Below are 21,027 nucleotides of genomic sequence, written 5' to 3' on the forward strand. Positions count from 1 at the left end.
ATCGTTCCCTCCAAGGGTTCCACAACGGTAGTTCCTCTGGCTCCTACGACGTTCGTGCATTGAACGCACCGGTGCTGGCAATGCATCCCGGCCACCACCGCTGCCCCGTGCCTTTTCGCTGTGCGGAAGTAAATGTCCGTGCTGTGGGACCAACAGAATTCCCTTACGGTCTTGTGTGGATAACCGTTTGATCTGCAAGCAGTGCTCAAAATTCTCATGCTGTCAAATCATGGCGGGAGATTCCTGCCGACATGCCGGTTCCGTTGCGCGCCGCCGGCGGTACCACGGTGCAGGAGTGTGCTCGGCGGAGCGGCAACCTTACCTGCTGTTGCCCTTTACCCCGCCAGACAAGAGAGCGTCGTGTCTCCTGGGCGGACGCGGTCAAAAATTACAACTCGTAGAGCGATATTTAATGCGGTTGCCACCGCTGAGGATGGGTGTGGCATTAGCTGCGGTTGAGGGATGCTCGGGTGGGCAGTGCGGGTTAGGCAAGAGGGCAGCGAGCGGTAGGGGAAGAGGTAAGTTGACTAACGGCCTCCAGCTCGTGGACTGTGAGTCTCGGTTGCATTCGGAGATGCCCTTATGCAATCGCTCGGAAATCAATCTCTTGCCGGGACAGGAGTCCGCACTTGGCAACGCCACGGAGGCAAAAGCCTCATTCGCGCAAAAACCGCCAGGCAGTCCGCGAAACCTCGCATGCTCAGGAGCCTACTCCGTTAACGCCTGCCGGTCAGCCTTCAGCTTCGGAGCGAAGCCGAGCTTGGCCGTGGCTATTTGTGCTTTTGGCTTTGGTGCTCGTGGCCTACTGGCCGGCGCTCGGCGGCGATTTCGTCCGTTGGGACGACCAGTTTTACGTGTTTGAGAACGAACTCCTTCGCGAGCCCTCCGGTTGGAAGGCGTTTTGGAACCCGACGGAGCGGCGGACACCACAATTCTATCCCTTGGTGTTTTCCAGCTACTGGCTCGAGTACCGCCTCTGGGGGCTCGATGCGCGCGGCTACCATGCGGTAAACGCGGCGCTACATGCTGCCAACACGGCGCTGGCATTTTGCCTCGTCCGGCAGTGGGGTTTCGCTACTGTCACCGCATTTTCTGCCGCAGCCGTGTTTGCCCTGCACCCGGTACAAGTTGCTTCCGTGGCCTGGATTTCCGAGCGGAAAAATGTTCTCAGCGGATTTTTCTTGCTGCTGGCGTTCACGAGCTACTGGCGGGCGGAACGGCGTCGGCCAGGATGGTATGTGGCGAGCTTTGCGAGTTTTGTGGCAAGCCTCCTGAGCAAGACGCAGGGAGTCGCGCTGCCCCTGTCGTTTCTTATTGCCGAGTGGGCTGCGGCTCGTTGCCGCGGCCGGCGCGTTGCGTGGTCTTTCTGGCGCGATGGCGTGCTGTACCTGTTGCCGTTCTTTGCCGCGAGTGCTGTCATGGCGCTGATTACCGTCCACTTCGAGCATGACCGCTGGCCACCGTTGCCGTACACAGGGGCAGAGCGATTCCTGATCGCGACCAACGCCTTGCTGTCTTATCTACGCACCATCCTGTGGCCCGCGGATTTATCGCCGATTTATCCGAAATGGGAATTATCGACCGACAATCTCGGCTGGTGGTTAGCTCCGGTAGGCTTGTCGCTGGCGTTGGCGGCCTTGTGGTTGTGGCGGAACCGCGTGCCACCGTGGATGTGGTGGGGCCTCGTTCACTTTTGCCTTGGCCTCCTACCTGTGCTCGGCATCGTTCCTTTCAACTTCTTTACGTACGCGTTCGTTGCCGACCACTTCCTCTATTTGTCCATGCTCGGCGCCGGGGTGGCTCTTGCGGTCGCCCTGCAAGCCGCAAGGACATGGTACCGAACAGGGGTTCGCGTGGTTGCTCTCGGTCTCGCGGTAGGGCTGGCGATTCTATCGTGGCACGAGGCATGGCATTGGCGCGACAATCTCTCCTTTTGGCTGCACGTGCGCGAGCGGGATCCGCGCGGGTTTCTTGCCAATTTCAACTTGGGGTTGCACTTCCGCCGCGAAGGCCGTTGGGAGGACGCTGCTCGCTACTTTCGGCTGGCGGCTGAGGCACGGCCCGAGGCGGACTTTCCGTTTCGGCGTTACGCCGAGGCGCTGCGCTTGGCGCGGGGTGAGCAGGCAGTGATCGAAATGGCCACGGCCTGGCTGGGAAGGGCCCCGAACTTCGCCCCTGGCTATCTCGAGCGCGGGATCTCCCAGGAGCGAAGCGGAGAGAAGGAACAGGCGCTCAGCGATTACGAGCGCGCGCGCCGCCTGGCCCCCCTGGGGAGTTCGGTCGCTGCCGAGGCGCAGCAACGACTCCTGGACCTCCGCGCGCGCAGCGGCTCCGCGACTGGCCCGTGACGCTGACTGATGCTTTTTCCTGGGGAAGACTCAGGGCCAGTACGCAGCCCCTAGGCGTTGGTCACTCGACGCGCAGTCCTAGACGAAACAGTAAGGCGTGAAGCTGTTCGAGGGAGTAGTACTCGATTTCAAGTTTGCCTCCGCCGGTGCGGCGCGGCAGCAGCCGGACCTTCGTGCCGAGGAGCCGGCGAAGCTGGTCTTCCACCGCCTGCCAATCTGCGTCCAACCCTGTTCGCGCCGTGGGTTGTGAGCGCCGTTCCGCGTCGCGCACGCTCACGCCCTGCTGCAGGAACTCGCGCGCTAGGCGGCGCTGCTCCTCTGGAGAACGGACGGCGAGCAACGCCCGAGCGTGACCGGCCGTGAGTCGGCCAGCGGAGATCTCGCGCTGAATGTCCTCGGGCAGGCGCAACAAGCGCAAGGCGTTGGCTACTGTCGAGCGATGCTTCCCCACCCGACTGGCAATTTCGTCCTGAGTCAAACCAAACTGCGTGCGCAGGCGCTCGTACGCCTGCGCTTCCTCGATCGGGTCGAGGTCCGCGCGCTGCAGGTTTTCGATCAGCGCTAGTTCGAGCGCTGTACGATCGTCCACCTCGCGAACCGTGGCTGGGATTTCAGTGAGCCCAGCGCGCTGCGCAGCTCGCAAGCGGCGCTCGCCTGCCACCAGCTCGTAACCGCTGCCGGCCGGGCGCACGACCACAGGCTGCAGCAGGCCCTGCTCGCGGATTGACTCAGCCAAAGCCTCGAGTTCTTCCGCCGAAAAGTTCTGCCGGGGTTGAAACGGGTTCGGACGAATCTGGTCGATCGGGATGCGCAGCAGCGAACCTGCAGCCCCCAATTCGGTGCCCCGCGCTGACCCAGCGGCAGCTGGAATCAGCGCGTCCAGTCCCCGCCCCAATGCCCGCCGTTTGATCGAGCCATCCATCGCTCACTCCCTCCTCTCCGTTCCACCGGCTGGGAGCTCCTCTGCACCCTGCCCTCCGAGGAACTCCTCACAGAACTGTTGGTAGGCAACCGCCCCCTTCGAGCTCGGATCGTACACGATAATTGGCTGACCATGACTCGGCGCTTCGCTGAGGCGGACATTGCGCGGAATCACCGTCGCATAGACCTGCCCGGGGAAATGCTGGCGTACTTCCTCGGCCACTTGGTGTGAAAGCGTGTTTCGGGTGTCGAACATGGTGAGAAGCAGGCCCTCAATTTTCAGGCCAGGGTTGAGGCGGCGCCGGACCAGCGCGATTGTGTGTTGCAAGCTACTCAGTCCCTCCAAAGCAAAGTACTCACACTGAACGGGGATCAATACCGAATCTGCCGCGGTGAGGCCGTTCAATGTGAGCAAGCCCAGGGATGGTGGGCAGTCGACGAGGATGAACGCAAACTGGTCGCGAATCGGACGCAGCGCCTCGCTGAGGCGATGCTCTCGGGCGAGCAACGGCACAAGCTCGATTTCCGCTCCAACCAAGTCGCGGGAAGCCGGCACGACCTGCAAGAGATCTGCTCCCGGAACCGAAACAGCCGCACCAGCGATAGGCTGTTCCTGCAACAAGACTTCGTAACTCGACGCCTGGCCTACTTGGGCAGTGACCCCCAAAGCGCTGGTTGCGCTCGCTTGGGGGTCGAGGTCGACCACCAGGGTGCGCAAACCGCGTGTGGCCAAGCATGCTGCCAGATTGACCGCAGTCGTGGTTTTGCCCACTCCGCCTTTTTGGTTGGCAATGCAAACAATCCGGCCCAAGCCTAAGCTACCGCCCTGCAAAAGGTACTCCGCTCTTACCACGCAAGACATTCCCTGGAAAGTGTTTCACGTGAAACACTGGACCCGATCCAGAACTCGTCTTGGCGCCAAGCATGGAGGGCGCCTCGACCTTGGTCGGCCCCCCTTGCTGTGGACCAAGGCGGCGGAGTAGGCAGTCTGCGCACTGTACGTGCTGATTGATCAACTGTGGACTTTGGGTCCTCGACTGCGGGCTTCGTGCTGGCGCTCGATCGATCCTTCAGGGGCTCGTTCGAGGACCACCAAGGTCCGTTCGCCCCATTGTCGCGGCAACTGGTAGCGGCGCACTTCCAGAACCTTGAATCCTTCCGGGATGTCGCGAAGCTCGGGCTCTGGATGCGGTCCTTTCATCGCCACGAGCTTCCCAGTGGGTGCGACTAGCGGGGCCGCCAAGCGGACAAAGGTGGCGAGGTCAGCTAAAGCCCGCGACAGAACCACGTCGAATGCGGACTCGAGTCGCGCCTGCAGGTCCTCGACACGCGCTTCTTCAACGTGCACCCAGACCAGTCCGAGTTCGCGTGTGCAATGGCGGAGGAAGTTTGCGCGCTTGCGGCGGGGTTCGATCAGAGCGAACCCACAATCGGGGCGAGCGATCGCGAGAGGAATGCCAGGAAACCCGGCGCCGCTGCCGACGTCCGTGACGCGCTGCCCCTCGGCCAGCAAAGGGAGGACGTGCAACGAGTCGAATATATGGTGCAAGGAAATTTCTTCAGCCGTCTTTGCTCCCGTGAGGGAGATCCGCTCGTTCCACAACAGCAGGAGTGCGACATACTTTTCGAATTGGGCGGCAGCCTCGGGCGGTAAGCGTAGCCCCTCGGTTGCGCAATGCTGGAGGAGTTCCGCTATCGCGGTTTGAATCTCGCCCTGTTCACGCAACGCCAGCCCTTCGTAGGTGTACGGACAGCAGTGCTAATGCGGCCGGTGTGAGGCCGGGTACCCGCGCCGCTTGGCCCAACGAGCGCGGGCGCACGCGCGAGAGTTTTTCTTGAACCTCGCGGGAAAGACCGGGGATCGTGGTGAAATCCAGGTCCGCCGGGATGGGTGTTTCCTCCATTTTACGCAGTCGCTCGATTTGTTCCTCTTGGCGACGCACGTACCCGGCGTACTTGATGTCAACCTCTACTTGAGCGACCGCGTCCGGTGGAAGTTCCGCAAGGGGCGGCGCGAGTTGGCACACGGATTCGTAGGACAACTCTGGGCGCCGGAGCAGTTGGGCAAGGGTTGTCGGATTGACGATTTCCGCCGTTCCCAAAGCCCGCAATCGCTCATTGGTCTCCCGTGTGGGGTAAAGGATCGTTTGTTCCAGTCGCTCGATCTCGCGCTCCACGGCACAGCGCTTCGCTTCCACGCGCCGCCACTCCTCGTCGCCCACCACGCCAATGTCCCGGCCGAGAGGCGCGAGTCGCGTGTCGGCATTGTCCTCGCGCAGAAGCAAACGGTACTCGGCCCGCGAGGTAAACATCCGGTAGGGCTCGCCGCCAACGCCTTTCGTTACAAGGTCATCGACGAGAACGCCCATATAAGCCTGGTTCCGGCGCAACACGAACGGTTCCCGACCCTGCACTTTCAATGCGGCGTTGATCCCGGCCAAGAGTCCTTGGGCGGCTGCTTCCTCGTAGCCCGTCGTCCCGTTGATTTGTCCGGCATGAAACAGGCCCTGAATCAGTTTCGTCTCCAACCACGGGAAGAGCTGAGTTGGATCGACGAAATCGTATTCAATGGCATACCCTGGGCGCATGATTCTGGCCTCCTCGAGGCCGGGGATCGAACGCACCATGGCTAATTGTACGTCGAGCGGGAGACTCGTGGAGAGTCCGTTCGGGTAGATTTCCACCGTGTCTCGCCCCTCAGGCTCGAGAAAAATTTGATGCCGCTCCTTGTCGGCAAAACGCACAACCTTGTCCTCAATCGAAGGACAATACCGGGGCCCTCGTCCACGGATTTGGCCTGAAAACAGGGGTGAACGGTGGAGCGCCCCACGAATGATTTCATGCGTGCGCGCAGTCGTGTAGGTGATGAAACAAGGCACCTGTGGCTGGGTGATGGCTGTCGTGGAGAAGGAAAAAGGCTTGGGGGGATCGTCCCCGTACTGCGGTTCGAGGCGGGAAAAATCAATCGTGCGGCGATCGAGCCGGGGGCAAGTGCCGGTCTTTAGACGTCCTACAGTGAAGCCCAACGAAGCGAGCTGCTCGCTTAAGCCATGAGCCGCAAAGTCCCCCGCCCGGCCTGCGGACATCTGCCGCTCTCCCACGTGAATAAGGCCATTGAGGAATGTTCCCGTGGTAAGCACTACGGTTCGGCCCTCGATTTGCTCACCCATTTGCGTTTGCACACCGACCACGCTGCTTCCGTGCAACAACAACCGCTCCACGCTGGCCTGGTACAGCGTGAGCCCAGGAGTATTTTCCAGGCGGGCTTTCATGCGTTGCCGGTACGAGGCCTTGTCAGCCTGTGCCCGTGAGGCGCGGACCGCTGGGCCCTTTTTGGTGTTGAGCTGGCGGAATTGAATTCCGGTCTCGTCGATCGCCTTAGCCATCTCCCCACCGAGGGCGTCGATCTCTTTCACTAAATGGCCTTTGCCAATGCCGCCGATGGCTGGGTTGCAGGACATCTGGCCGATGTGGTCGAGATTGAGCGTCAGCAAAAGCACATCCGCCCCCAAACGCACCGCTGCGAGCGCAGCTTCGATGCCAGCGTGGCCTGCGCCGACGACGATGACATCAAAGGTACGGTCAAACGGACCCATCATTGAACTCCTGCGCTTGTTTCACGTGAAACAGTGCCGGCCGCAATTAGCGTAGGAACCAAGGCGAGGAAAGAAGCGATGAAACCGTGCAGTCGCGTTGTGGCGTGGATGAAATGCAAGCAGGAACGGAGTGTGCCCCGCTATTTGCCCTGTCTCCTCTGTTCATGTTTCCGCCGAATGAGGCGCTCCGCTAGCCGCAGCAGGATTTCTAAATCCTCCGCATCCAGCTCGGCGACGGCGTGTAACAAGAGCTCCAGGGCACGATATGCGCGTTCCTCGGAGCGCAGGCTTCCGCGCAAGCGCTTCCAGAGCATCAGAATGTCGTCGTAACTCAAGGGCTTCCATGGACGACGCGAAAAAGCCGCATCCTGGGGGGGCTCATGCCAATAGAAGAATGTGCCGGGTTTCAAAGCTTCGCCCCCAGTATCTGGCTTTCCCAGGGGGCTGCGCCCTGGAAGGTACATCGGCTTGCCGTAGCGCTCCAAAGGCCACTCCTCGGGTGTACGCCGGACCGTATACGGCTTGCCTTCCCGGACGCCTCCGACCTGCCGCCGCGGTAACTCCTCCACTCGCCGCAGCAAGTCGCTCGGCAACATCCCCATTGCGGCTGCCAGCTTCGCCAAGACGTCGCCGGACGGCCTCTTGGCGCCGCGCTCGACCTCGCTCAGGTACGAGTAAGAAACGCCGGACTTCAGGGCCAAGTCCTGGCGCGTCATCCCACGCTCTTCTCGCAAGCGCTTAATCGCGGTCGCGTAATCTAAATGATCCTCGATCGCCCGCCGCTGATCGGGAAGTTCGCCGCTGAAGAAATGGCCTGGCGGCCCCTTGCTTTCGCCCATGGCGTTACGCTAAAGAGTGCACGCTATCGCGCGCAACGGGTAGTTGTCGGGATAGTGAGCAACGGCCAAGGAGGTACAACGGATGGCAACAAGAAGGGTTTCTTCGAGGGCCCATGGGTTCCTTCAGTCCCTGCTCGAGGGACAAAGGTTACACTATCACCGGCCGCAGGAGTTTGGCAAGTTCGCAGTAGTTCCTGTGAGCTTGGCGAATGTCGCGGCGGTTCCACCGCGGGGGTACCAAGTTCTGGCTGAACTTTCGCGGGGTGTTCGCATCGAGGAAACAGGTTCGGTTCCGCGCCTACGGATCACAAATTCACTTGCGGAACCCCTTCTCGTGGTCGAGGGGCAGCTGCTTGTCGGCGGGCTGCAAAACCGAGTGGCCACGGTGACAGTGTTAATCGGCCCTGGGGATACAGTAGAGATTCCGGTCGCGTGCGTGGAAGCCGGCAGGTGGCATCCTCGGATGCACCAAACGGAGCGTCCTGAGGAGTGGGCTCAGCCGCACACCGGCCGTCGCCGGCGGCGCGAAACTGCACCACAGCCACCGTGGGGTGAGTCGGCGGACCCAAAGCAGGATTGGAAAACCACCGATTTTCTGTTCGCGCGCGCGAAGGCACGGTCGGTGATGGCGATCAATGCTTCGGTCCGCGAGTGGGGAACCTTGAACACCGACCAAGGTGGGATCTGGGAGGAGGTTGCGGCCAAGCTCCACCGGCTCCGCTCGCACTCACCGACGAGCGACGTGACCAGCGCTTACCGCAAGGCCGAGCGAGAGCTCGATGAATACCTGCGCAACTTGCGCTCCGAACCCGGGCAGGTCGGCTTCGTTGCTGCCATCGCCAATCGGATCGTCGGCGCCGAGCTGTTCGACCATCCCGATACGCTAGCGTCTCTCTACTCGCGCCTGCTGCGCGGTTACGCACTCGACGCACTCACAGCGGACGATGAACCTGCCCATCCCCCCGCCGAAACGAACGCAAAATGCGAGAGCGAAACAGCCGCACCGTTTACCGACCAAGTCGCACGCAGATTCGTCCAGAATGCTCTCGAGGCCGAGTCCATCGCCGCGCCGGCCATCGGGCTCGGTGAGCAAGTGCGCATCCAGGGCACGGCCGTTGCCGGTTCTGCCCTGGTCGCGCTCGACCGCGTCATCCACCTCTCTCTCTTCGAACAACAAAGATCTCGAGTCGGCCGCCCGTGGCCCCGCTCCTAATTGACGAGCGGTTGCTGCTGGGCGGTGAGGGGGCCACGGCGTCCCATCCTCGGGACGCCGTGACGCGGGGCGCCGGCAGAGGGCGCGGGAACTCCCGCGCCCTCTCGCCGGTAGTTCTTATCGAACCGTCGTGGCGTAGTTCCCGTTCCAAACCCCCGTTGACTATCACCCGCGGAGACGCCCGCCGCCGCGTTCCGCCCGGATGATGCGGCCATGGGAGAATGCCTTGGGGGCGCGAGCGCAAACGCGGACGAGATCCTGCCCGTTCCCCGAATGCTACGTGTCCCGTTCGCACGACTGACCGATTGCCCGGGTCAGGCGGGGTAATCGGCAACGCGGCCGGGTGAGCCTTTGGTTTGGAGGTCGTTTGTAGCGAAAGCGGCAGGGGGGCATCTGAAACCGCCCCTGACGTTCGTGCCGAATCGCCCCTGGTCCCTCCTCCACGCCGGAGGCAATCAGCCGGTCGCTCCTAACGCTTCGCCAGCCGCCACTCGTAACGCGCCACTCGCACTCTAGACGCGGCTTGTTGTTGTCCGTGCGATCCTCGGGTCGTGAGGGGCACTGTGCCTCGCTGGTAACGCAGGGCGACGAGCAGGTCTCCCTCCGCTCAACGACTTTCTAGTTGCGAGCCGTCGGCGCTCGGCCTCACCGGGGGTGAACGCCGCACCTTGCTCCCTGCGTGGCGAGGGCGGATGCACATCGTGAAGCGAGCCCATACGTAGTAAGCTGCGATCACCAGCCAGCAGGCGTTTTTCCTCCCTGCGCACGAACAGGAACAAAGGGGGAGGCGCGCTTGTCGGGCGCAAGCTGTTGCAAGCGAAGTGCTAAGCCACGGGCGATGACGGCTGCCGCGTCTCGCCGAGGCCTTGCCGCGCGACCAGAGGGGCTCGTCTGACACGCGGGTGCGGGCGCCTGCTCATATGCAGTCAGGCAGTACGAGTCTTAACAAAACTGTTTGATTAGTGTATGCGATATGCGTATGTCAGGAACAATTAAAGCGTGGCCGGAGGACGACCGACCACGGGAAAAGTTGCTGCGGCAGGGCCCTCAAGCACTTTCCGATGCGGAACTTTTGGCGGTGGTGCTGCGTCACGGAGGGCGGGGGCACAGCGCGGTGGACTTAGGCCGAGAGGTGTTACGCCGCTTTGGTCACTTGCGCGCTTTGGCGAGTGCGGCTGTCGGGGAGTTCCAGCAGGTCCCTGGGCTGGGTCCAGCGAAGGCGGCGCAATTGATGGCACTGGTGGAGCTGTGCAAGCGCTTCGGCGAGCAGCGCTGGCATACGGGCGAACCGTTTCACGACCCAGCCATGGTATACGCCCATTTTCGGGAGCGGCTGGCGGCAGAGAAGCGCGAGTTCTTCTATGCTGTTTTATTGGACAATCGGCACCGCAAAATTCGCGATGTGCGGGTGTCCCAAGGCTCACTGACGACCACGATTGTGTGCCCACGCGATGTGTTCGAACCGGTGGTGCGCGAGGCGGCTGCCGCGGTGGTCTTTGTCCACAACCACCCGAGTGGGGACCCGACGCCCAGCCCAGAAGACGTGGCAATTACCCGCCGCTTGCGCGAGGTGGGAGAGCTGATGGGAGTGCGTGTGCTCGATCACATTGTGATCGGCCACGGGCGGTATGTCAGCTTTGCGCGGGACGGGTACTGGTAAGGCGCCTTAGAGAGCTCTGTCGAATGAACTCGGGTGAGCCGCGCCCGGTGGGCTCAAGTCAAGCCGGTAAGAAAATCGCGTGTCGCTTGCACGAACGCTGCTGGATTGTCCCCCATAACGGAATGGCCCGCTCCGGAAATCACCGCAAGCTTGCTGCCCGGAATGGCCGTTTGCAGCCGTGCGGCGGCCGCGGGGGAAAGGATGTCGCTCTCTTCGCCTTTCACGATCAAGGTCGGGCAACGAATCGCTTTGACGTCCTCCCACAGGCCGAGCAAAGCGCTCGCCGCAAAACCGCGTGCCGGGGAACGCAGGTGTGGGTCGTACTTCCAAGTCCAGCGGCCGTCGGGAAGTTGCTTCAAGTTGTAACGCAGCCGGCTGCGAATGTTTTCGAGCGAACGCCGCGGGTTAAATGCATGTGCTCGCGCGACGAAATCCTCGAAACTCGGCAAGATGTCCTCTTGCTGAATAAACTGCCGAATGTTTTCCACGCCGCGGGCTTCAATCTCCGGGCTGACGTCGACGATAATCAGCGCCCGCACGCGCTCCGGGTGGCGAGCGGTGTAAGTGATTGCGTTGATCCCGCCCATGGACATCCCGGCGAGCACGAATTGCTCGAGGCCAAGGGCCGAACGGATTGCCTCCAGGTCTTCCGCTTGGGTGTGCCGGGAATAGTCACCATCCGGAGCCCAGTCAGAGTCACCGTGGCCCCGTTGATCGATGCACAGGAGCCGATACTCGCGGGCCAGTTCGCTTGCAACCTCGTCCCAACTATGGGCCGTCTGGGTGATGCCGTGCAAGCAAACCACCGCGGGTTGGTGGCGAGCACCCCATTCGAGGTAATGAAATTTGAGCCCGCGGGCGTGGACGCTTGCGTCCCGCACTTGTGCTTCGGTCACAGCGAAAGCTCCGCGTAACACGGCGAGACATGCAAAACAAGGAATCGTTGCTGTATGCAGTGATGCTCTCGGAGTTGCCGCAAGTGGGGGAGCGGATTGCAAGCGCAATTCTTGCTCGCAGTGCCGAGCGCGGGCACGGGCTCGCCTCGTTCTTCCGCTTACCTGCTGCGGTGCTTCGGCGCGACTATTCGTTGCCATTAGCGGCATTGCGCTGTCTGGAGCACCATGCCGAGGCCCATCGCCGCCGTTGCGAGTGGCTGTCCGCTAACTTGCACGAGAGCGGCGGTTGGGCGTGTACGCTGCTGGACCCCGACTACCCGCGCCGGCTTCGTCACCGGGCGGATGCTCCGCCCGTGCTCTTTTTCTTCGGGGACCCTACATGTGCTGCTCAGCCTACAATCGCACCGTTGCACTCGCGGACACCGACCGAGGGTACCGTGGGGTGCATCCGTGCAGTGGTCGAAGCGGCGGCCAGAGCAGGGTTTGCGGTGGTCACCAGCACGGGTAAAGCAGCCTATCGCCTGGTCGGCGTCACGGCTCGTGCGCTTTCCGTGCCGCGCCTCGTTGTGCTCGACCGCGGTTTGTTTTCCGCCCTCGGAGTAGAGCTCCGTGCCGATCCCTTTGCGTACAGGGGCGCGGCGCACCCTTGCGCGCCAACGGAGCACGGACAGTTGGTCTGCTCGCCCTTTCGCTTGTTGGACCACGCCCTACCCCGCAGCGGGCGGCGGCGGGATGCACTGGTTGCGGCACTCGCGGACGTCATCTTCGCGCTGCACGCTCGCCCGGGCGGCGAGATCGAGCGGCTTTGCCTCGCGGCTTTGGAGCAAGGCCAACCGGTGCTCTCGTGGCACGGGGAGAATCCTGCTTTGCTGAGTGCTGGCGCCATCCCCATCTCGGGGGACGACCTACGTCATCTCCACCGTTTCGTGCCGATCTCCCGTTAGCCGTCGTCCCACATGGTTCGAGCGGCTGGGTGGAAAAAGCACCGGAACTCAAGGGCTGAGGGTCACCGAGAGCCGCAAAAATTGGCCCAAAGGATGCGAGTAGGGGCATCTGTTGGAACGAATTGTCGTAGCCTTGGACGTCGCGAACGCCGGTGCTCGCCTGGTCGTGGGCGGCCCACTGCGGGGCGCTTTTCTAACGATCGCGCGGGCTATAGGTACGGCTCGAGTGGTTGCACGGCCTGGCCATGCAGCGGATCGTGAGAGAGGCCTCGAGGGGCGCAAGCGCAATCTCACCGCAGCTCGCCAGTGAGCGCGGCGTCCGTTCCGAGACCTCGTTCGCCAGTTTGCGGGAGTTAGGCCGTTGGTATTCGCCAGAGCACCCGAATCGCGAGTTCGTAAGGCCTTCCACTTGTCACAACCGGCTGCTCCTCTTGACGCTCCATTCCGCGCGGAAAAGATTTTTGTGTGCGTTACGACCTTCGTTAGCCGGTGTCCACAGAGCCTTCGTCTCTACCCACAGCCTCGTTGCCCCGGCGCGCGCACTTTGCGAGCGGCTGAACTCGGTGGGCTTGCGAGCGTAGGCTGAGCTTGCGTCAAGCGATGCGAGCGCTCAATGGTTCTTCGAAAGCATTGTTCCCAGCAAGTGGTGGAGTGCCGTGAGTCCAGAGCCTCCGCAGTAACATGGCCGCTCGTGACCACCGTCTGCCTGTGTTAGGCAGAAAAACATGGACCCTGTGCGGATCTTGTTTCTGTGCGTTGCCAACTCGGCCCGCAGCCAAATGGCCGAAGGGCTGGCACGGGCGCGTTTCGGCGAACGTGCCGTGGTTGCCAGTGCGGGCTCAGTGCCCAGATCCGTGCACCCGCTGGCGGTGCGGGCCATGAGCGAGCTGGGCATCGATATTTCCAAGCACGAGTCCAAGCATGTCGACGCATTTGCCGATCAGGAGTTCGACTTGGTGGTAACCTTGTGCGCTGAGGAAGTTTGCCCTGTACACTTGCGGGCCCGCCGCCGCTTGCATTGGCCGATTGCAGATCCTGCCCAAGATCTCGCCTTGTTGAGCGAAGAAGAAGCTCTCGAACAGTTCCGTCAGGCGCGGGATGAAATTGCTCGCCGGCTCGAGGAACTGGCGGATACGCTCGCCGGCGCTCGCTGAGGTTTGCTTGGTCGGACCTGGAGTCTCAAGAGTGGCCCAACGCGCAAACGCCGCGGGGCGCCCTATGCCGCACAAGGAAGATCAGCTTCTCGTTGCTGGGAAGTGTGTGGCCCGCGCTCTGGTGTGAAGGGCGTTACGCGGGCGGCCGTCCCCTTCCGGTGCGGTGACGCAGTTGCTCCTGAAGCTTGACGACGGGTCGTAGGTTTTGGCTCCATGCCTGCAGGGGGTTGTGCCCTCGAGCACATATGCGGCGCTGGGAGTTCAAAAGCGCGCCCGGTTTCACGGCATCGCGCAATGCGGCGGTGTGCCCGGACCCTGGGGGAACCAGCCTTTGCAAACGCGGAGTAGCGCGTCCTCCAGCGGGTGGTGCGGCGGAGTTGTTCGGTTGTTCTCTGGCAACCAGGCGGGTACGGTCGGGCTGTGCGTCCGGTGGTAACTGTTGAACGGATGGCGTACGGGCCGCATGGGGTTGCCCACCTCGATGGGCGCACAATTTTTGTGCGCGGCGCGGCACCTGGTGACGTGGTGCGCGTTGCGATCGACGAAGAACACGGTAGTTACGCCTATGCACATGTAGAGGAAGTGTTGGAACCATCGCCACACCGGCGCATCCCACCTTGCCCTTACCTACCCCGCTGCGGTGGTTGTCCGTGGCAACATTTGCAGTACGATGTCCAGCTCGCGGCCAAGCAAGCGAACGTTCGCGATCACTTGCAACGCTTGGGCAAAATCGCCGCCCCTCCGCTTTCTGCTCCTATTCCCTCTCCTGCGGAATTTTCTTATCGCAACCGCTTATCCTTGCGCGTGGAGCAAGGGCAAATTGGCTTTTACGCTGGCGGTTCACACGAACTCGTGCCCATCGAGCGCTGCTTACTCGGCAACGAGGCGGTGAACTCCCTACTTCCGGAGGTTGCCTCACTCGTGGGCCGGCTCCACAGCCGCGTGCGCCGCGTGGAGGTGATTGCCGACGCGTTCGAACCGAGCGGCGCGCTAGCGTTGGCAGTAGAAGGCCACTGGCGAGCGGCGGACGATCGGCAGTTGCTCGAGTGGTTCGGCAGGACCTCGAGTGTGCGTGGCGTCGCCTTGCGAGGCAAGCGCTGGCAGCGGACACACGGAAACCCGCGGGTCACCATCGTACCCGCCCCGGGCGTGAGCCTCGAGGTAACAGCGGGTGCATTTTCCCAAGTGAACGCCATGGCCAACCAGATTCTCGTAGAGATGGTTTCACGGCTGCTCGCCCCGGATCATCGGGGAGTGACCGTAGACGCCTATGCGGGCGCGGGAAATTTTTCTTTTCCCCTTGCGCAACAAAGTGGGACGGTCGTGGCGATTGAGGCCGACCCTCGTGCGGTGCGAGATTTTCGGGCCAATGCCGAGCGCTTGCACGCCGAAAATGTCGAGCTCGTGCACGACACGGCGGAGCGCGCCTTAAAGAGCATCGCGGAGCGAGGGATCCTCGTGGCGCGCGTGGTTCTCGATCCCCCGCGCTCCGGTGCTCGTGCTGTGTTGCCCTACCTCTTGCACTTGCGGCCCGAGCGGATCGTGTACGTGTCCTGCAACTCAGCCACGCTGGCGCGGGACTTGGCAGTGCTTTCCGGCACCTATCGCCTCGAGCAAGTGCAGATCGTCGACCTCTTTCCGCAGACGTACCACACGGAGACTGTGGCGTTACTCGTATTGACTTGCTGAGGCGCTGCCCTTAAGAGTTTTTTTCCGTGGCGGACGACAACCGATCACGAACGCCCCAACGGGACACCGAGCCAGCTCCCGGTGCGCGCATGTCCGCGTGGGAGAAAATAGAATGAAACAACACAAACCAGCGAAGCCGAAGGTCACCATCATCCCTGCCAAAGGGGTGTCGCAAACCTTGAACTACCTGCTTGAGGACCGCGATCAGCTCGAATGGCTGGTCGCCATTGGGCGGACGAAAAGTGGGGACATTCTGTTTTACGATACCGGAGGGGATATCCTCGAAGATCTGGGTTCCCTTGAATACTTGAAACAGCGGATCGTGCGGGCCCACTTCGGCGAGGATTACGAGTAGGGGCCCTCGTCGCGAGCCTTCATCAGCGTGCACCGTTGGCTGTCGCGCAACTCCTATTCACCGGTCGGTGCACGCTCCCGCTTGCCGTACCTGAAGAGGGAAACGTGCTGTACCTGCTAGGCGCCCTGAACGCAGCATTCGCTTGTAGCCGCCTAGCTAGTCCCTCGTTTAGGTGAGCGGGTGTTAGTTCAGCATCAGCGGACATGCAGCGTCTTGCACACGTCTTCGTGGTTGTGCTCCTCGCGTTGGCCTTTTGGATGCGCGAGGTGTCGGCGGAGTGGGCGAGGCGCGCCATGGTGGCGGCGGAGCATCCGCTTGCCGCGCGCGCCGGCAGCGAAGTGTTGCGAGAAGGGGGCAACGTGGTCGATGCGGCGGTGGCGACAGCGTTTGCAGTGTGCGTGGTCAACCCCTCCTCGTGCGGCATCGGCGGCGGAGGCTTTCTCGTGTATTACCGAGCGAGTGACGGGCAGGCGTTCGCTCTCGATTTCCGTGAAACCGCGCCGGCGAAACTCCGTCCCGATGCGTTTCTGGTTGACGGCAAGCCGGATCCAAGACGCAGTCAGCGCGGCGGTTTAGCCGTAGGGGTTCCCGGTGAGGTTGCGGGCTTGACCTTGGCGCACGCGCGCTTTGGCAGGTTGCCGCTGCGTGCCGTGCTCGATCCAGCCATCCGTTTGGCGCGCGATGGCTTTCCGGTGGGTGATCATCTCGCCAAGGAGATTGCCAAGAATCGAGACGAGCTTGCCGCGGACTCCCGCCTTAGGGGCTGGTTCCTTAAACCCGACGGAAGCCCGCGCCAGCGGGGCGAGACGATCCGCTTTCCGGAACTTGCGGCAACCCTCGTGCAGATTGCTGAGCACGGGCCCGACGCCTTTTATCGTGGCCCGATTGCCGCTGAGATCGTCCGGGCCGTACAAGCGAGTGGCGGAGCGATGACGGAAGAAGACCTCGCCTCGTATGCGCCGAGGTGGCGTGAGCCGCTGGTGGGCAGTTATCGAGGTCTCCGCATCGTGACCATGCCGCCGCCCAGCTCGGGCGGGGGCGTGCTGCTGGCAGCGTTGGGTATCCTCCGGAGCGACAACTTGCGCAAGCTCGGGCACAACTCCCCAGAGTATTTGCACCTGCTTGCGGAAACTATGAAACACGTGTTTGCCGATCGCGCGCGGTATTACGGGGACCCGGACTTCGTTGCGGTGCCACTGTCGCAACTGCTGGATCCCAACCTCACGACGAGCTTGCGGCGGCGGATCGCAGCTACTCACGTCTTGCCGCTCGAGGAATATGGAAGCCACTTGGGCCAAGCAGCCTCGCCAGCGAGCGACTCGGGCACGGCGCATCTCTCGGTGATCGATGCTGAGGGCAACGCGGTGGCTTGCACGACGACGATCAATACCGCATTCGGAGCGATGCTCGTCGCTGGATCGACTGGGATTCTGCTCAACAACGAGATTGACGACTTTGCCGTGGCCCCGAATGCGCCCAATGCCTACGGATTGGTGGGTACGGCAGCGAACGCGTTGGCAGGAGGCAAGAGGCCTCTTAGCAGCATGACGCCGACCATTGTGTTGGAAGGAGATCGTGCGGTAGCGGCGCTCGGGGGGTCGGGCGGACCGATGATCACCAGCGGAGCGCTGCAAGTGTTGCTCAATGTATTCGCGTTTGGTTACAGCGCCGATGCTGCGGTGGCCGCAGCGCGGATTCACCATCAGTGGCAGCCGCCCGTGCTGCTGGTGGAGCCGCAAATTCGCGCAAGCACGCGCAAGGTGCTTGCACAAAAGGGTCACAGCGTGAAAGAAGTGCCGACAATGGGAGCTATTCAACTTGTGCGCCGTACCACCCGGGGCTTGGAAGGCGCGGCGGATCCGCGCAAGGGTGGTGCGGCTAGCGGTTGGTGAGCATGGCAAACGGGCTGCAAACACCACCATTGTGGTCGCGCTGGTGGTTTAAAGCTGGGATTAGCGCCGCCGTTCTGGCCTTGTTGTTTTACAAGGTCGACACCCGCGAACTCGGTGCTGCCCTAAAAGAAATCGACGGAGTGTGGCTTGGGGCGGCGCTCGGCACTTACCTGCTCAGCATGGTGGTAAGCTGCGTGCGCTGGACCATGCTGGCCCGCCCGCTCGGCTTCAACCAACCATATTCACACTTCTTCGGCTCGTACTTCACAGGCATGTACATGAACCTCTTTGGCGTCAGCACTGTAGCTGGTGACATTGGCCGTGCGCTGTTCCTTGCCGGCGGACCCGGACGGCGTGCGCTGGCGCTGACTACGGTGCTTGCCGATCGCGGGCTCGGATTTGTCGTGCTGGTTTGGATCGGAGCGGGGGCCATTATCTTTCAGCCACAGTACAAGATGCCGCTTCCTCTTTACTGGTCGGCGTGGCTGGTGCCGCCGATTACGTTGCTCGGCTGGCTGTTTGGCCCGCAGCTCGCTGTGCGCGTGCTACCGCCCGGAAACCGCTGGCGTCGGATGGTTGAGGTGGATCTCGTGCCCTATTGGAACGATGCCAAGTTGTTGCTGGTCACGAGCTTGGTCGCGGCAGTGTTTCACACTCTCCAGATCGTCTCGCAGGTGTTTCTCGGCTTGGGGCTCGGGCTCAAGCTCCCTTGGTCGTACTACTTTATCTTCGTTCCGGTGGTGAACATTGCTGGCATGGCGCCCGTAACCTTCAGTGGGATCGGGATTCGCGAAGCGGGATACATTTTCTTTTTGCATCGCATGCGGGTGGACCAGCACGCCGCCATGGCGCTCGGATTGCTGGCAAGCGCGATTGTGCTCGCGTCCGGCCTAGTCGGCGGTTTGGTCTATTTGTTTTGGTCGGGCCCGCAGCGACCAGCCGCGGAAACCGTGGAAAATGCCGAGGCAGTACCCACACGGCGCGGTGGCTCCGCCGTGGGATAGGAGAGGAACACGGGAGCACCATCTTGGCGAGCGACGGCGGAAATCGCGGCATTGAACGGTACCTGGTTGCGCAATACCGGCCTGGCCAGCGACAGGGACACTACGAGAGCTTCTTCTTTCGAGCGAACCACGCGGAGCGCCCGTTGGCATTCTGGATCCGCTACACGCTGTTTAGTCCCGACGGTGCGCCTGAACGGGCCATTGGCGAGCTGTGGGGGATTTGGTTCGACGGGGAGCGCGGCCAGCATGTCGCCGTGAAGCGCGAGCTTCCCATTACCGAGTGCCACTTTGCTCGCGACGACTTCGAAGTCCGCATCGGCGAGGCAGGCTGTCGCACCGGCGCACTTTGGGGCGAGGCAGAGAGTGCGGATGGCCAGTTGCGCTGGCAGCTTTCCTATTCCGACGGGCAGCCGCCCCTTTTGCTGCTCCCCGCGGCTGCGTACCGGGCGCGGCTCCCACGGGCGAAAAGCCTGGTCGGGGTTCCCCTGGCTCACTTCGACGGGTGGATCGAGGTCAACAACACTCGTTACGCGATTGCCGACTGGGTCGGAAGCCAAAACCACAATTGGGGTTCCCGACACACCGACAGCTATGCGTGGGGCCAAGTCGCGGGTTTCGACAACGCGCCGGAATCTTTCCTCGAGGTGGCAACCGCACGCCTAAAGATCGGGGGATTGTGGACACCGGCATTCACACCACTGGTGCTGCGCCACGAAGGCAAGGAGTACGCGTTCAGCGGCGCCTGGCAAACCGTCAAGGCACGGGGTGAGTGGGGCTTCTTTCATTGGAGCTTCACCACGGGCGACGATGCAGTGGCGATTGAGGGCACCATCGAAGCCCCACCGTTGTTGTTTGTCGCTCTGCGATACTATAATCCGCCAGGCGGCGAGAAGCACTGTCTCAATAGCAAGCTCGCCCGCTGCGAACTCACGCTCACCGAACGTGCTACCGGGGCGCGTCGGGTGTTGCACACGCAGCACCGCGCCGCCTTCGAAATCCTCACCGACCGGCGCGACCACGGCTTGCGCGTTCGCGTGTGATCCGAGCGGGCGCGCTCGCCCCGAGATTCGCTGATGAGAATTCGCGGGGATACAATCCTCCGTCGCCGGAGCGATGGGGAGGTCGTTCCCGTGGGGCAGCTCAGGTTGCGCTGGCGTCGGGGAAAGCGCGCCTGCATCGAGGTTCGGTGAGGGATTGCACAGCCAGTTTAGGGGTACGCTGGACTGCCGTGCCAGGGCGCGCCGGTACCGTTGGCTTTACGCACGGCCTGGCGCATTTTATAAGCGCCGCATGGTCAGTCACCGCCGGCAGCGCCGCACCCAGGCACAACGGCGGGCCGAAGCCCGCGAGCGCTTGTTGCAGGCAACCATCGAGTGTCTGTACGAACTCGGCTATCGCCGCACGAGTACGACCGAGATTGCCCGCCGGGCTGGTCTCTCCCACGGGGGGCGGCTCCATCACTTCCCGACGAAAATCTCTCTGGTCACCACGGCTGTCGAGCACCTCATTCACCGCCGGCGTGACGATCTAGTGGCTGCCATTCAAGCCTTGCCCGCCGGGGCAGACCCCCTCGATGCCGCGATCGACGTCATTTGGCAGCTCTTCCAGGGGCCCGAGTTCTTTGCGTGGCTCGAGCTCGCGGTGGCTGCTCGCACGGATGCAGAGCTTCGCCCAGTGGTCGGTGACTTGTCGCGCCGGTTTGCGGAAACGATCGAGGCCACGTTTCTACAGCTCTTTCCACCGCGCCACGCCCCCGAGACACTCTATTCGGCGGTCCCCGCGTTTGTGGTCGCATTTTTCCAAGGGCTCGCGCTGGACAACGAAATTCTCGGCCACAACCAACGCACCGAAGCCACGCTGCAACTGCTGAAGGAGATTTCCCGCTCTCTCGCGCCCCGCTTCCTCGGTTGGACAACGCGCAGCGGGTACTGATCCGAAAAGAATGCAGGCTGCGGCCAAAATCTGGAAACGGGAGCCGTCAAGGACAGCTTGACCTGTAGCGCTGAGAGAAGAACCCTTGAAGGCGCGATGGTTTTCGCCGGAGCCGTTGGGCTTCGTCTTTCCCTCCAGGCGTGAGCGTGTGTCGTGAACACGGTTTTCGCTCCCGAGAGGTCGCAGTCCTAGGCGAGGAAAGAGCGCCGCCGGCGCATCCTGGCCATGAACATGAGCGAGCCAACCGCAGCCCCGGCGTTTCGTTGTGGAGAGTTCCCGCGGATGGTTCCGAGGCCACCCGATTTGTGGATTGAATAGGTTTCGGAAGGGGGTGGTTATTGAAAAACGGGATCTGGCTAAGTGTGAGCGCTCGCTCTTTTGTTTGGGATACGGCTTTGGCCCAAGCGTGGCGATGATGGGCTGTGCGGAACTATTCCAGTTGAGCCAGGGGGGGCCGGTTCAAACCCAGAGCAGAAGAACCTGACGGGGCATTCGCTTCACCCAAAATGAATTTCTCGGAAATCGCCGCTGTTTGTACATTTCCGTTCTTCACGAAAAGTAGTGAAAATGATCAATTTGCAGAT

17 protein-coding genes are annotated in these 21,027 nt (G+C 62.2%); 11 read left to right on the forward strand and 6 right to left on the reverse strand.

The window, feature by feature from the left end; genetic code table 11:
• Positions 1 to 776 precede the first annotated feature (776 nt).
• Positions 777 to 2,348, forward strand: coding sequence for a tetratricopeptide repeat protein (locus N3C12_04880; protein MCX8071768.1), 1,572 nt, complete (start codon positions 777 to 779; stop codon positions 2,346 to 2,348).
• A gap of 61 nt (positions 2,349 to 2,409) precedes the next feature.
• Here N3C12_04880 and N3C12_04885 read toward each other — a convergent pair whose 3' ends face one another.
• The 5 genes from N3C12_04885 to N3C12_04905 all read right to left on the reverse strand — a co-directional run bounded on the left by N3C12_04885 (position 2,410) and on the right by N3C12_04905 (position 7,704).
• Positions 2,410 to 3,270, reverse strand: coding sequence for a ParB/RepB/Spo0J family partition protein (locus N3C12_04885; GenBank protein ID MCX8071769.1), 861 nt, complete (start codon positions 3,268 to 3,270; stop codon positions 2,410 to 2,412).
• Positions 3,271 to 3,273: 3 nt separating this feature from the next.
• Entirely contained in the window at positions 3,274 to 4,080 is an 807-nt protein-coding gene (locus tag N3C12_04890; GenBank protein MCX8071770.1) for a ParA family protein, read from the reverse strand.
• A 201-nt stretch (positions 4,081 to 4,281) separates the two neighbouring features.
• On the reverse strand, positions 4,282 to 4,995 hold the full coding sequence (gene rsmG, locus N3C12_04895) for a 16S rRNA (guanine(527)-N(7))-methyltransferase RsmG (protein ID MCX8071771.1): 714 nt from the start codon (positions 4,993 to 4,995) through the stop codon (positions 4,282 to 4,284).
• Positions 4,988 to 6,865 (reverse strand): tRNA uridine-5-carboxymethylaminomethyl(34) synthesis enzyme MnmG, encoded by a 1,878-nt coding sequence (gene mnmG, locus N3C12_04900; protein MCX8071772.1) that lies wholly within the window; start codon positions 6,863 to 6,865, stop codon positions 4,988 to 4,990. Before mnmG ends, rsmG begins: the two co-directional genes overlap by 8 nt.
• A gap of 140 nt (positions 6,866 to 7,005) precedes the next feature.
• The gene (locus N3C12_04905; protein ID MCX8071773.1) at positions 7,006 to 7,704 is read right to left on the reverse strand and encodes a helix-turn-helix domain-containing protein; all 699 of its coding nucleotides are present in this window, start codon (positions 7,702 to 7,704) and stop codon (positions 7,006 to 7,008) included.
• Between the two features lie 82 nt (positions 7,705 to 7,786).
• Between N3C12_04905 and N3C12_04910 the strand changes: the two genes are divergently transcribed.
• Together N3C12_04910 and radC are read left to right on the forward strand one after the other, a co-directional pair.
• Positions 7,787 to 8,917, forward strand: a complete 1,131-nt coding sequence (locus N3C12_04910; GenBank protein ID MCX8071774.1) for a hypothetical protein — start codon at positions 7,787 to 7,789, stop codon at positions 8,915 to 8,917.
• A gap of 979 nt (positions 8,918 to 9,896) precedes the next feature.
• The gene (gene radC, locus N3C12_04915; protein ID MCX8071775.1) at positions 9,897 to 10,577 is read left to right on the forward strand and encodes a DNA repair protein RadC; all 681 of its coding nucleotides are present in this window, start codon (positions 9,897 to 9,899) and stop codon (positions 10,575 to 10,577) included.
• 53 nt (positions 10,578 to 10,630) lie between these two features.
• Here the strand turns inward: radC and N3C12_04920 are convergent, their stop codons facing one another.
• On the reverse strand, positions 10,631 to 11,473 hold the full coding sequence (locus tag N3C12_04920) for an alpha/beta hydrolase (protein MCX8071776.1): 843 nt from the start codon (positions 11,471 to 11,473) through the stop codon (positions 10,631 to 10,633).
• Positions 11,474 to 11,502: 29 nt separating this feature from the next.
• Here N3C12_04920 and N3C12_04925 point away from each other — a divergent pair, with 29 nt between their 5' ends.
• The 8 genes from N3C12_04925 (at position 11,503) to N3C12_04960 (ending at position 20,443) form a co-directional block, all read left to right on the forward strand.
• Positions 11,503 to 12,417: a DNA-processing protein DprA gene (locus N3C12_04925; protein MCX8071777.1), complete on the forward strand. Its 915-nt coding sequence runs from the start codon at positions 11,503 to 11,505 to the stop codon at positions 12,415 to 12,417.
• A 725-nt stretch (positions 12,418 to 13,142) separates the two neighbouring features.
• Positions 13,143 to 13,571 (forward strand): arsenate reductase ArsC, encoded by a 429-nt coding sequence (locus N3C12_04930; GenBank protein MCX8071778.1) that lies wholly within the window; start codon positions 13,143 to 13,145, stop codon positions 13,569 to 13,571.
• Positions 13,572 to 14,000: 429 nt separating this feature from the next.
• Positions 14,001 to 15,260: a class I SAM-dependent RNA methyltransferase gene (locus N3C12_04935; GenBank protein MCX8071779.1), complete on the forward strand. Its 1,260-nt coding sequence runs from the start codon at positions 14,001 to 14,003 to the stop codon at positions 15,258 to 15,260.
• 112 nt (positions 15,261 to 15,372) lie between these two features.
• Positions 15,373 to 15,615: a hypothetical protein gene (locus N3C12_04940; GenBank protein MCX8071780.1), complete on the forward strand. Its 243-nt coding sequence runs from the start codon at positions 15,373 to 15,375 to the stop codon at positions 15,613 to 15,615.
• Positions 15,616 to 15,818: 203 nt separating this feature from the next.
• Positions 15,819 to 17,507 carry a gamma-glutamyltransferase gene (gene ggt / locus N3C12_04945; protein ID MCX8071781.1) on the forward strand — a complete coding sequence of 563 codons (1,689 nt, stop codon included), beginning with the start codon at positions 15,819 to 15,821 and terminating at the stop codon, positions 17,505 to 17,507.
• 2 nt (positions 17,508 to 17,509) lie between these two features.
• Positions 17,510 to 18,511, forward strand: a complete 1,002-nt coding sequence (locus N3C12_04950; protein ID MCX8071782.1) for a flippase-like domain-containing protein — start codon at positions 17,510 to 17,512, stop codon at positions 18,509 to 18,511.
• A gap of 23 nt (positions 18,512 to 18,534) precedes the next feature.
• Positions 18,535 to 19,551 (forward strand): hypothetical protein, encoded by a 1,017-nt coding sequence (locus N3C12_04955; GenBank protein MCX8071783.1) that lies wholly within the window; start codon positions 18,535 to 18,537, stop codon positions 19,549 to 19,551.
• A 250-nt stretch (positions 19,552 to 19,801) separates the two neighbouring features.
• A complete protein-coding gene (locus N3C12_04960; protein MCX8071784.1) occupies positions 19,802 to 20,443 on the forward strand; it encodes a TetR/AcrR family transcriptional regulator in 642 nt (213 codons plus the stop codon).
• Positions 20,444 to 21,027 lie beyond the last annotated feature (584 nt).

It is taken from the genome of Candidatus Binatia bacterium (assembly GCA_026415395.1).
Classification (GTDB): Bacteria; Desulfobacterota; Binatia; order HRBIN30; family HRBIN30; genus HRBIN30.

What these genes read in the sequence shown, in the direction of transcription:
- N3C12_04885 (MCX8071769.1), bottom strand. Translation starts at nt 3,270, where the DNA reads ATGGATGGCTCGATCAAACGGCGGGCATTGGGGCGGGGACTGGACGCG.
- mnmG (MCX8071772.1), bottom strand. Translation starts at nt 6,865, where the DNA reads ATGGGTCCGTTTGACCGTACCTTTGATGTCATCGTCGTCGGCGCAGGC.
- N3C12_04905 (MCX8071773.1), bottom strand. Translation starts at nt 7,704, where the DNA reads ATGGGCGAAAGCAAGGGGCCGCCAGGCCATTTCTTCAGCGGCGAACTT.
- N3C12_04910 (MCX8071774.1), top strand. Translation starts at nt 7,787, where the DNA reads ATGGCAACAAGAAGGGTTTCTTCGAGGGCCCATGGGTTCCTTCAGTCC.
- radC (MCX8071775.1), top strand. Translation starts at nt 9,897, where the DNA reads ATGTCAGGAACAATTAAAGCGTGGCCGGAGGACGACCGACCACGGGAA.
- N3C12_04925 (MCX8071777.1), top strand. Translation starts at nt 11,503, where the DNA reads ATGCAAAACAAGGAATCGTTGCTGTATGCAGTGATGCTCTCGGAGTTG.
- N3C12_04930 (MCX8071778.1), top strand. Translation starts at nt 13,143, where the DNA reads ATGGACCCTGTGCGGATCTTGTTTCTGTGCGTTGCCAACTCGGCCCGC.
- N3C12_04940 (MCX8071780.1), top strand. Translation starts at nt 15,373, where the DNA reads ATGAAACAACACAAACCAGCGAAGCCGAAGGTCACCATCATCCCTGCC.
- ggt (MCX8071781.1), top strand. Translation starts at nt 15,819, where the DNA reads ATGCAGCGTCTTGCACACGTCTTCGTGGTTGTGCTCCTCGCGTTGGCC.
- N3C12_04950 (MCX8071782.1), top strand. Translation starts at nt 17,510, where the DNA reads ATGGCAAACGGGCTGCAAACACCACCATTGTGGTCGCGCTGGTGGTTT.
- N3C12_04960 (MCX8071784.1), top strand. Translation starts at nt 19,802, where the DNA reads ATGGTCAGTCACCGCCGGCAGCGCCGCACCCAGGCACAACGGCGGGCC.